The sequence below is a fragment of the Thioclava sp. GXIMD4216 genome (assembly GCF_037949285.1).
Classification (GTDB): domain Bacteria; phylum Pseudomonadota; class Alphaproteobacteria; order Rhodobacterales; family Rhodobacteraceae; genus Thioclava; species Thioclava litoralis.
Window position 1 is genome coordinate 435,001 of record NZ_CP149928.1, and the last position, 9,349, is coordinate 444,349.

Annotated in this window: 13 protein-coding genes (1 of these 13 cut by a window edge); 5 read left to right on the forward strand and 8 right to left on the reverse strand. The window is 62.7% G+C overall.

Translation table 11 applies throughout. From position 1 onward, the window contains the following. The 3 genes in view from pcaF to WDB88_RS17345 are tightly spaced (each overlapping or abutting the next) and all read right to left on the reverse strand, a layout consistent with a single transcriptional unit that may run on beyond the window. On the reverse strand, nucleotides 1-426 hold the 5' portion of the coding sequence (pcaF, locus tag WDB88_RS17335) for a 3-oxoadipyl-CoA thiolase (protein ID WP_339109919.1). It extends 774 nt beyond the left edge of the window; the window shows 426 of its 1,200 coding nt (coding positions 1-426); it begins with the start codon at nucleotides 424-426; its stop codon lies beyond the left edge, outside the window. Then, nucleotides 426-1,103, reverse strand: coding sequence for a 3-oxoacid CoA-transferase subunit B (locus tag WDB88_RS17340; RefSeq protein ID WP_339109920.1), 678 nt, complete (start codon nucleotides 1,101-1,103; stop codon nucleotides 426-428). Before WDB88_RS17340 ends, pcaF begins: the two co-directional genes overlap by 1 nt. Beyond that, the gene (locus WDB88_RS17345; RefSeq protein ID WP_330629388.1) at nucleotides 1,103-1,822 is read right to left on the reverse strand and encodes a 3-oxoacid CoA-transferase subunit A; all 720 of its coding nucleotides are present in this window, start codon (nucleotides 1,820-1,822) and stop codon (nucleotides 1,103-1,105) included. The genes WDB88_RS17340 and WDB88_RS17345 overlap by 1 nt, the downstream gene beginning before the upstream one ends. 105 nt (nucleotides 1,823-1,927) lie before the next feature. Here WDB88_RS17345 and WDB88_RS17350 point away from each other — a divergent pair, with 105 nt between their 5' ends. From WDB88_RS17350 to WDB88_RS17360, 3 genes are all read left to right on the forward strand, one after another. Further along, on the forward strand, nucleotides 1,928-2,686 hold the full coding sequence (locus WDB88_RS17350; protein WP_330629389.1) for an IclR family transcriptional regulator C-terminal domain-containing protein: 759 nt from the start codon (nucleotides 1,928-1,930) through the stop codon (nucleotides 2,684-2,686). A gap of 81 nt (nucleotides 2,687-2,767) precedes the next feature. Continuing rightward, nucleotides 2,768-3,487 carry a hypothetical protein gene (locus tag WDB88_RS17355; protein ID WP_339109921.1) on the forward strand — a complete coding sequence of 240 codons (720 nt, stop codon included), beginning with the start codon at nucleotides 2,768-2,770 and terminating at the stop codon, nucleotides 3,485-3,487. Nucleotides 3,488-3,525: 38 nt separating this feature from the next. After that, a complete protein-coding gene (locus WDB88_RS17360; protein ID WP_339109922.1) occupies nucleotides 3,526-4,026 on the forward strand; it encodes a YdcF family protein in 501 nt (166 codons plus the stop codon). Here the strand turns inward: WDB88_RS17360 and parA are convergent. The 5 genes from parA to WDB88_RS17385 form a co-directional block, all read right to left on the reverse strand. Beyond that, the gene (gene parA / locus WDB88_RS17365) at nucleotides 4,010-4,633 is read right to left on the reverse strand and encodes a ParA family partition ATPase (protein ID WP_339109923.1); all 624 of its coding nucleotides are present in this window, start codon (nucleotides 4,631-4,633) and stop codon (nucleotides 4,010-4,012) included. The two genes, WDB88_RS17360 and parA, sit on opposite strands and share 17 nt — an antisense overlap. Nucleotides 4,634-4,824: 191 nt before the next feature. Beyond that, entirely contained in the window at nucleotides 4,825-5,010 is a 186-nt protein-coding gene (locus tag WDB88_RS17370; RefSeq protein WP_330629393.1) for a hypothetical protein, read from the reverse strand. 357 nt (nucleotides 5,011-5,367) lie between these two features. Continuing rightward, nucleotides 5,368-6,162 (reverse strand): metal ABC transporter permease, encoded by a 795-nt coding sequence (locus WDB88_RS17375; RefSeq protein WP_330629394.1) that lies wholly within the window; start codon nucleotides 6,160-6,162, stop codon nucleotides 5,368-5,370. Then, a complete protein-coding gene (locus tag WDB88_RS17380) occupies nucleotides 6,159-6,941 on the reverse strand; it encodes a metal ABC transporter ATP-binding protein (RefSeq protein ID WP_330629396.1) in 783 nt (260 codons plus the stop codon). The genes WDB88_RS17375 and WDB88_RS17380 overlap by 4 nt, the downstream gene beginning before the upstream one ends. Next, complete coding sequence (locus WDB88_RS17385) at nucleotides 6,934-7,452, reverse strand: Fur family transcriptional regulator (RefSeq protein WP_330629398.1); 519 nt, start codon at nucleotides 7,450-7,452, stop codon at nucleotides 6,934-6,936. Before WDB88_RS17385 ends, WDB88_RS17380 begins: the two co-directional genes overlap by 8 nt. Nucleotides 7,453-7,541: 89 nt before the next feature. Here WDB88_RS17385 and WDB88_RS17390 point away from each other — a divergent pair, with 89 nt between their 5' ends. Further along, nucleotides 7,542-8,546, forward strand: coding sequence for a zinc ABC transporter substrate-binding protein (locus tag WDB88_RS17390; RefSeq protein ID WP_339109924.1), 1,005 nt, complete (start codon nucleotides 7,542-7,544; stop codon nucleotides 8,544-8,546). A 55-nt stretch (nucleotides 8,547-8,601) separates the two neighbouring features. After that, nucleotides 8,602-9,342, forward strand: a complete 741-nt coding sequence (locus WDB88_RS17395; RefSeq protein WP_339109925.1) for a 2-dehydro-3-deoxygalactonokinase — start codon at nucleotides 8,602-8,604, stop codon at nucleotides 9,340-9,342. Nucleotides 9,343-9,349 lie beyond the last annotated feature (7 nt).

Sequence of the window (9,349 nt, forward strand, 5' to 3'; positions counted from 1 at the left end):
GTCCTCGACCGAATTGACCCGCGAGAAGGCCGCCGTAGCTTTGGGCATGACGAAAGGCGCGCGCGACATGGATTCCACGCCCCCTGCCACAATCAGGCTGGCCTCCCCCGCCTTGATCGCGCGGGCGGCGGTGATGATCGCATCCATGCCCGAACCGCAGAGCCGGTTCATCGTGGTGCCCGGCACCGTTTCGGGATAGCCCGCCAGCAGGAGCGACATCCGCGCCACGTTACGGTTGTCTTCGCCCGCCTGATTGGCGCAGCCAAAGATCACCTCGTCGATCTGCGCGAGATCAAGCGACGGGTTACGCTCCGCCAACGCCTTCAGCGGGATCGCCCCCAGATCATCGGCACGGACGCTCGACAAGGCACCACCGAAACGGCCAATCGGCGTGCGGATATAGTCGCAGATATAGACTTCGGTCATCACAGGCCCTCCGGCACGGTCATCTCGCCTACCGAGCCGTCGACATGCAGCGTCGCCCCCGTATAGGATTGCAGCTCTTCCATCGACATGGCCGCCAGTTTCTCGCGCAGGACAAACTTGCCGTCGACAATGTCCACCACGCAAAGCGAGGTATAGACGCGGGTCACACAGCCCAAGCCCGTCAGCGGGAAGGTGCAGGCCTCAACGAGCTTCGGCTTGCCATCCTTGGTGACGTGATCGGTCACCACCGCCACCCGTTTGGCGCCATGCACCAGATCCATCGCGCCGCCTACCGCAGGCACGCCCTTGGACCCCACCCGCCAATTCGCCAGATCGCCGTTTTGGGCGACCTGATAAGCGCCCAGCACCGCCAGATCCAGATGGCCGCCACGGACCATCGAGAAGCTGTCCGCATGGTGGAAAAACGCGGCACCGGGGTTCAGGGTGATCGCCTTCTTGCCGGCATTGATCAGATCCCAATCCTCCTCACCGGCGGGCGGGGCCTCGCCAAAGCCCAGAACGCCGTTCTCGGTGTGATAGATCACATCGCGGCCTTCGGGTTGGAACTTGGCGATCATCTCGGGGAAGCCGATGCCGAGGTTCACATAGGAACCGTCCTCGATGTCCTGCGCCGCGCGCCATGCGATTTGCGCGTTGGAAAGTTTCATATCAAGCATCAGTAGACCACTCCCGTCCGGACAAGGACTTCTTCCTGTTGCGGGTCTTTCACCTCGACCAAGGCATCGACGAAAATGCCGGGGGTGATGACTTCCTGCGGGTCGATCCCGCCCGGCTCGATCAGGCTCGAGACCTGCGCGATGGTGCGGTTTGCGGCCATCGCCATCAGTGGGTTGAAGTTCCGCCCCGCCATCCGATAGGTCATATTGCCCATCTTATCGCCGATATGGCCCTTGATCAGCGCGAAATCGGCCTTCAGCCAGCGTTCCTGCACATAGGATTTACCCTCGAATTCCTCGACGGGCTTGCCTTCGGCCAGCTCGGTCCCGAAAGAAGTCGGCGTGTAGAAGGCGGGGATGCCCGCACCTGCGGCACGGATACGCTCGGCCAGCGTGCCCTGCGGCACCAGTTCCAGCGCGATCTCGCCCGCGAGATATTTCTCGTTGAAGGCTTCGGCATTCGACGAGCGCGGGAAAGAGCAGATCATCTTGCCCACCATGCCCGCCTTGATCATCGCCGCGATCCCGATGGACCCATTGCCGGCGTTATTATTGACCACGGTCAGGTTTTTCGGGCTACCGGTCGCGCGGAAACGGTCGATCAATGCGTGGATCAGCTCGATCGGTGCGCCCGACCCGCCAAAGCCCCCGATCATCAGCACGCAACCGTCGGGAATATCCGCGACGGCTGCGGCCACAGACGAAACAGTCTTGTCCATGTAAGTCCTCCTAATTGGGGCCGACATTACGCTTGCGGATGTGACCGGAGAAGCCGTATTGTTCGTATATTGATCTTTGTTCATATAGACGAAAAGGGCGTTCGCATGTTGAACAAACCGACCGATCATATCGGGTCTCTGGCCAAGGCGCTGAAGGTGATGGAGTGCTTTGGTGCCGAGACGCCGCGCCTTGCCATCACCGATGTGGCCGCCCGCACAGGGTTTGACCGCGCCACCGCGCGGCGCTGCCTTCTGACGCTGTATCACGAGGGCTATGCCGAATATGATGGCAAGTTCTTCAGCCTGACGCCCCGCGTTTTACGGCTGGGGATGGGGGCGCTGGCCTCGATGCCGCTGGCGCAGGTGGTGCAGCCCTGGCTCGACCAGCTGTCAGAGCAGATCGGGCAATCCTGTTCGGTGGCGATCCTTGACGAGACCGAAATCGTCTATCTGGCGCGAGCGGCGCAGCGGCGGGTGATGTCCATCGGCCTCATGCCCGGATCGCGGCTGCCGGCGCATTGCACCTCGATGGGGCGGGTGCTGCTGGCGGCGTTGCCCGAGCCCGATGCCCGCGCACGGATTGAGGCCTCCGATCTCAGCCCGCGCAGCCCGCAAAGCCTGACCGATCCCGACGAGATCATGGGCGTGATCGCGCAGGTCCGCGCGCAGGGCTATGCCACCATCGATCAGGAGGTCGAGCCTGGCTTGCGCTCTTTGGCCGTGCCGATCCTTGATGCGCGCGGCAGAACCGTTGCCGCGCTGAACACCGGCTTTGCCGCCCTGCACCACGATATCGACGAGGCGCGCGCCGAATATCTGCCTGCCCTGTTGAAGGTGCAGGCAGGGCTGCGCCGGATGATCTGACCGGACCACAACCCTAAGAAGAAATTCCTTGGTCGGCAGGAGGGGCTGTGAGACACTGGGCCTCCGCTCAAGGAGACCGCGATGCGCCCTTTCGCTCTGGTCATGCTCTGCCTGTGTCTGGCCACCCCTGTCGGGGCCGGACCGTGGATGCGTGAGAAAGGCACCGCTTTCCTGTCTTTCGGTCAGGAGACCGGACAGGAGACCGAGACATGGACCAGCCTCTATGCCGAATACGGGCTTTCGGCACGGAGCACCCTGATTGTCGATCTCGGGCGGGGCGACCGGTCCGAAGACTACTGGATCGGCTGGCAGACGCCGGTTTTTCCCGACACATGGTCGCAGAAGCTGACCATGACCGGCTGGGTCGGAAGCCGCAAACTGGATGGAGAGAGTGTCTCCATGTACGGGCTGGGCGCGAATTGGGGCATGTCCGTGCAAGACCCGCTCTGGCACAGGCCGGGCTGGCTGAGCGCCGAACTGCGCCACCTGCAGGCACCGCAAAGCGTGCGCTATGATCCGGCGGCGGAAGGCATCGACCCGATGACCCTGCCGGACCCGAGCCACCTGCCCAGCAAAAGCTTCACCAAACTGGACCTGACGGCGGGCCTGCATCTGCGCGAGGACCTGATGGTCTTTACCCAGTTACAGCTTTACAAACCCGATAATGACGGCCTGTCCCGCAGCCTCACCGCCTCTGTCGTCAAGGAGTTCGCGTGGGCGCAGCTGCAACTGGGCGTCTCCGCCCCGCTAGAAGCGGAACGGCAGCCGCGCGTGAAACTGGGACTATGGTTCGAATTCTAGGACTGGATTTCAACCGGCCCGCCCCCTAGATGCGCCTTATGAGCCCGATAACGATCCTGATTCTCGGCGCTGCCGTCTGGCCCGACGGGCAAGCCTCTCCCGCCCTGCACCGGCGGGTCATGCAGGCGCTGACGCTTTGGCAGGCGGGGCAGGCCCAGCGGATCATCTGCTGTGGCGGGCTTGGCCGCCACGCCCCGAGCGAGGCCGAAGTCATGGCACGGATCCTGATCCGGCACGGCGTTGCGCCCGACCGTCTGGTGCTGGAGGACCGCTCGACCGATACGATCCAGAATATCACCAATGCCAAAGCCCTCTGCCCCGATCTGGCACAGGGGCGCGTGATCCTTGTCACCGACCGCTATCACGGCTTTCGCGCCAGACTGATTGCACGGGCCTTGGGGCTGGAGGCCAGCATCAGCAGCCCCGACCACCGCACAATGCGCCGGCATCGCTATGCCCGCGCCTGGATGCGCGACCGTCTGGCGCTTCTGAAAACCGGCCTCTGGATCATGCGCCACAAGATCAGGACGCGATATTGAGCTCTTCCAGCAGGGCGGAAATCTCGTCCCATGCGGGACTGCGCTTGGCTTCCACGACAGACAGCCCCTGCCCGAGTGTTTCGGCATAGACCACGCGATTGGCCAGCGTGGAGGTCATCAGTTGCGCCTCGAGCTCTGCCGCAGCCTGCGCCACTTCCTGTCCCAGACGCGTGTTGCTTTTGACGCGATTGAGAAGGATGCGCGGGCTTTTGTTACAGCGCCGCGCCAGATCAAGGACCCCTTCGGTGGCCCAGAGATCGACATGGCTGCCTGCCACCGGAACGATGATCTCGTCGGCTTCACGCAGGGCCGGACGCAGATCGCTATCCACTTTGGGCGGCGTATCGACGATCACCACATCGAAATCGCGTTTCAGCTTTTCACATTCATAGCTGACGCCCCAGGACGACGAGGTGCCAAACCCGACCCCCGGATCGTCCAGCGCGTCGCGCCGCGTCATGAACCAGCGGCCTAAAGACCCCTGCGGATCGGTGTCGAGAAGCGCGACACTATAGCCTGCCCGCACCAAGCCTATGGCCAGATTGACCGCGACGGTGGTCTTACCCGCACCACCTTTTTGTTGAGCAACCGTAATGACTTTTCCCAAAACAATCCTCCCCCTGGCTCTCGACGGGGGTCGACCCGCAACGAGATGTGCCTTGCAATTCTAGGTTATGTCCGGGCGGATAACAGTTGCAATCGGGAAAGGCACAGACTGCGGACACAACGGTCTTAGGCGCATGAAAAAAGCCGGAAAGCATCGCTTTCCGGCTTTTCCCATGAAATCAGTCAGACTGATTAGTCAGCCGCAGCAACTGCGATACCGACCAGCAGCAGAACCGGGATCAGGATCGCTGCGTTCGAGGACGAGCCTTGCTCGACGACGACCGGCTCCGGCTCAACGACCGGTGCGGTGTAACCGCCTGCGAAAGCGGACGAAGCCGAGAGACCGGCGACGAGTGCGAGGGTAGCGAGTTTTTTCATAGTAATCTCCGTCATTACCGTAGAGTGCCGCCAAACATGCAGCATCGAACGCGACGATTACACAGGCTCACGAAATTGCAAAGGGGGAATCTCAAGCTTTGCGCGCGTGACTGTGATATGTGTTGCACTTTGGCACGGTTTTTTAAGCTTTATGGCAACAGCGCCCTTTATACATGGGGGCAAACAGCTTCAGTAAATTGCATAGGTCCATGAAAATCAGAAATTTTCCGCGAATCACGGAACCTTATGCCCGAGGTCTGCGTAATCAGATTTGCCCTGCGCCCGGCGCCTGTCTTACGGGCCGGAAGCCAGTGCAGGAGCGGGCCCCGATCCGGCATGGCATGCCTGCAAAACGACTCAGTGACGCCTGCGGAAAAGCAGGAGCATCACGAAAATAAGAGCACTTCCCACCACGATCGACGGCCCCGCAGGCGTGTCCCAGCGTAGCGAGCCGAAAATACCCGCCGCCACCGAAGCCATTCCGATCAGCGTGGCACTAACCGCCATCGCCTCGGGACTGCGCGCCACCTGACGCGCCGCCGCCGCAGGGACGATCAACAGCGCCGCAATCAGCAAGGCCCCGACGATCTTGATTGCCACGGCCACCGTCAGCGCCAGCGCCACCGTCAGCACAAGCTGTTCGCGCCGCCCGTCGATTCCGGCAGATTTCGCCAGCGCCTCGCTGACGGTCGCGGTCAGCAGATTCTGCCAGCGCCAGACCAGAAGCGCCAGCACAACCAGCCCACCAAGCCAGATGATCGCAAGATCCATGCGCGACACGGCCAGAATATCCCCGAAAAGCCATGCGGAAAGATCCACCCGCAGCCCGCCGATAAACGAGGCCGCCACCAGACCGATGGCCAGCGCCGCATGGGCCAGCACGCCCAGCACGGTATCCGCCGCATATCCGCGACCGGACAGATGCGCCACGGTCAGCGCCATCAGCAGCGCCACCCCCAGCGTTCCGGCATAGACCGAAACCCCGAAGCCCAGACTGATCGCAACGCCCAGAATGGCCGCATGCGAGGTCGCATCCCCGAAATAGGCCATACGCCGCCAGACCACGAAAGCCCCCAAAGGACCGGTGGCCAGACACAGCCCCACCCCCGCCAGCAGCGAGCGCAGAAGGAAATCATCGAAAAGCGCCATCATATCGGTGCAGTATCCTTGGTTGAGCTTGCGCCGTGATCATGGGCAAGGCAGGCTCCGCTTTGCGGATCGTGGCTATGGTCGTGATGGTGCTGGTAAAGCGCAAAGGCACCGCCCGTCCCGATACCGAACAACGCCCGGTATTCCGGTGCCTCGGACACAATCGCGGGGGTGCCCTCGCAGCAGATATGACCGTTCAGGCAGATCACCCGATCCGACGAGGACATCACCACATGCAGATCGTGGCTGACCATAAGAACCGCACAGCCGGTTTCGGCACGCACCTCCTCGATCAGCAGATAGAAGGCCGCCGTACCCGGCTGGTCCAGCCCCTGTGTCGGCTCGTCCAGAATCAGCACATCCGGCTTGGCCAGAAGCGCGCGCGCCAGAAGCACGCGCTGCAACTGCCCGCCGGATAGCCCCGACAGCGGGCGGGACTCGATTCCCTCAACCCCGACACGGGCCAGAACAGCCCGCGCCGCCGCATCGCTGACCCGCTTGGGCAGGGACAGGAAGCGCCGCACACTCAGCGGTAGCGTCGCATCTATATGCAGCTTTTGCGGCACGTAGCCGATCACCAGACCGGCCGCTTTCTGAACGCGCCCCGTCGCCAATGTTTCCAGCCCGATCAGAGCCTTGATCAGCGTCGACTTCCCCGACCCGTTCGGCCCGACAACCGTCACGATCTCTTTGGGCCGGATGTCGAAATGAACCGAATGCAGAACGAAATCATCGCCGTGTTTCACACCGAGATTCTGCGCCGAAAGCAGGCTGTCAGACATCTTTCGTGGTCTCTTTCTCGGGCTTTTGCGCACAGCGCGGGCAAAGGCCCACGGCTTCGATGCTGGCGCGATCCACCCTGAAACCCACCCCCAGCGCGGATTTGTCCAGTTCGGCGCGCACGGCGGCTCCGGGCGCTTCGGCCACGGCATCGCACGTCTCGCAGATCAGGAAAACCGGCGCATGGTCCTCGCCCGCATGTAGACAGGCGATAAAGGCGTTCAGCCTGCGGATCCGGTGCACCAGCCCGCAATCGACCAGAAAATCCAGCGCGCGATAGGCCACGGGGGGCTGTTTGCCAAAGCCCTCCTCCGCCAGCCGTTCGAGCACCTCATAGGCCCCCATCGCGCGATGTTCCTCAAGCAGGATCTCCAGCACGCGGCGGCGCACCGGCGTCAGCCGCAGCTTTTGCGCCGCGATCACGCCTTCGGCGCGCGACATCGCATGGCCCGCGCAATGGGTGTGATCATGCGCCTCGAAGGCACTGACGCTCTCTTTTGAAACCTGCGGCATGTTATAGCATCACAATTCTGCTTGACTTGTTATTCTATTACATAAACAAAAGCACATTTGAAAACAAGTTCGTCCCGAAAGGAAACCACATGTCCCGTCTGCCGCTTCGTCTGGCCGCGACCATCGGTGCATTTGCCGCCCTGCCCGCCTTGGCACAAGCCGACATTCCCAGCGTCGTCACCGGCACGCCGGTCGTGCAATCCTTGGTCCAACAGGTGATGGGCAACCTCGGGGATGCGAAGGTGCTTCTGGATAAAGGGGCCGACCCGCATAGCTTCCAGCTGCGCCCCAGTCAGGCCCGCAGCCTGCAAGATGCCGATCTTGTGTTCTGGATCGGACCGGAGCTGACGCCGTGGCTTGATCGCGCGATCGATACGCTCAACAACTCGACCGCGATTTCGCTGCTGCATGCCGACGGCACGATCCGGCAGGATTTCCACACGCCGGAACTGGTGGAGGATGAGGACGGGCATGATCATGACCACGAGGCGCACGCCGATAGCGATCATGATCACGAGGACCATGATGACGGGCATGACCACGAGGATCATGACGAACATCACCACCATGACGGCCTTGATCCGCATGCATGGCTCAATCCGCAAAACGCCGAAATCTGGCTGCAGGTGATTGCCAAGGCACTGGCCGAAAAAGACCCCGAACATGCGGACACCTATGCCGCCAATGCCGATGCCGCGATTGCCAGGATCAAGGATCTTGATGCCGGTCTGGCAAAACAGCTTGCCCCGGCGCAAGGCAAACCCTTCGTCGTCTTCCACGCCGCCTATGGCTATCTGGCCGACCATTACGGGCTGGAGATCGCCGGCAGCGTCAGCGCGGGCGATGCCGCAGCGCCCGGTGCGGCACATCTGGAAGACTTGCATCAGGCGCTCGGGGCCGATCACGTCATCTGCGCCTTCCCCGAGGCCCAGCACGACCCCAAACAGATCAAGATCCTGCTGGAGGGCACGGAGGTCAAACTTGGCGGCGCGCTGGACCCGTCGGGGAGCACGCTCGACTACGGTCCCGATCTTTACGCGACGCTGCTGTCGGGGCTGACCAAGACCCTCAGCGACTGTCTGACACAGGACTAATCCCTTGCCCCCGCGTCCGGCACATGATTTCTAGGGCTGGATAATGGAGGACAGGATGACAACATGGCTGGCGGGCGCCGTGGATGGCGCCCGACTTTTTCTCTGGGACGAGCAGGCCGATTCCCCGCGTCACATTGCGCTGGAAGGCGCGGATGCGCAGACCCTCATGGCGCGCGAACTTGCCACCACCGGTGCCGAACGGGCTGTGCTGGCGGCAGCAGATGGGCCTGCACGCCACATTCCCTGCAAGGCCACCGCCACCACGGAGGGTCCGGCCCAGCAGATCCGGCTTCTGCCGAAGCTGGTACAAAACCATCCCCCCGTCACCGCCCACCCGCGCGAAGTGGCCCTGATCGCAGGGCTTCTGAAGGCACAGCCGCAATTCGACGGGGTCATCGCCATGACCGGCGAGACCACGTTATGGGCACAGATTTCTGCCGAAGAGGTGGTCTCGGTCACCCGCAGCGCCACGGGGCGGCTGTTTGCGGCATTCGGTGGCGGCGCGCCACTGCCCCCTGACGCCGAATTCGACGACGCCCTGTCCGAAACCCGCGCCCGTCCCGAACGGCTGATGCGCGCTCTGGCCACCCCCGCCCTGTCCCGTCAGGCCCTTCTGGGCAGCCTGATCGGGGCCGAGCTTTCGGACACCCGCCCGTGGTGGCTGGGCCAACGCGTATTGACCTTCGGGCCTTTCGCGCAGGCACTCACCCATGCTCTGGCACAACAGGGGGCCGCCGCGACCGAGGGCGCGGCAGACCATGCCCTGCGCGCAGGGCTCCTTTCGGCCTTCGACTAACTGGAAC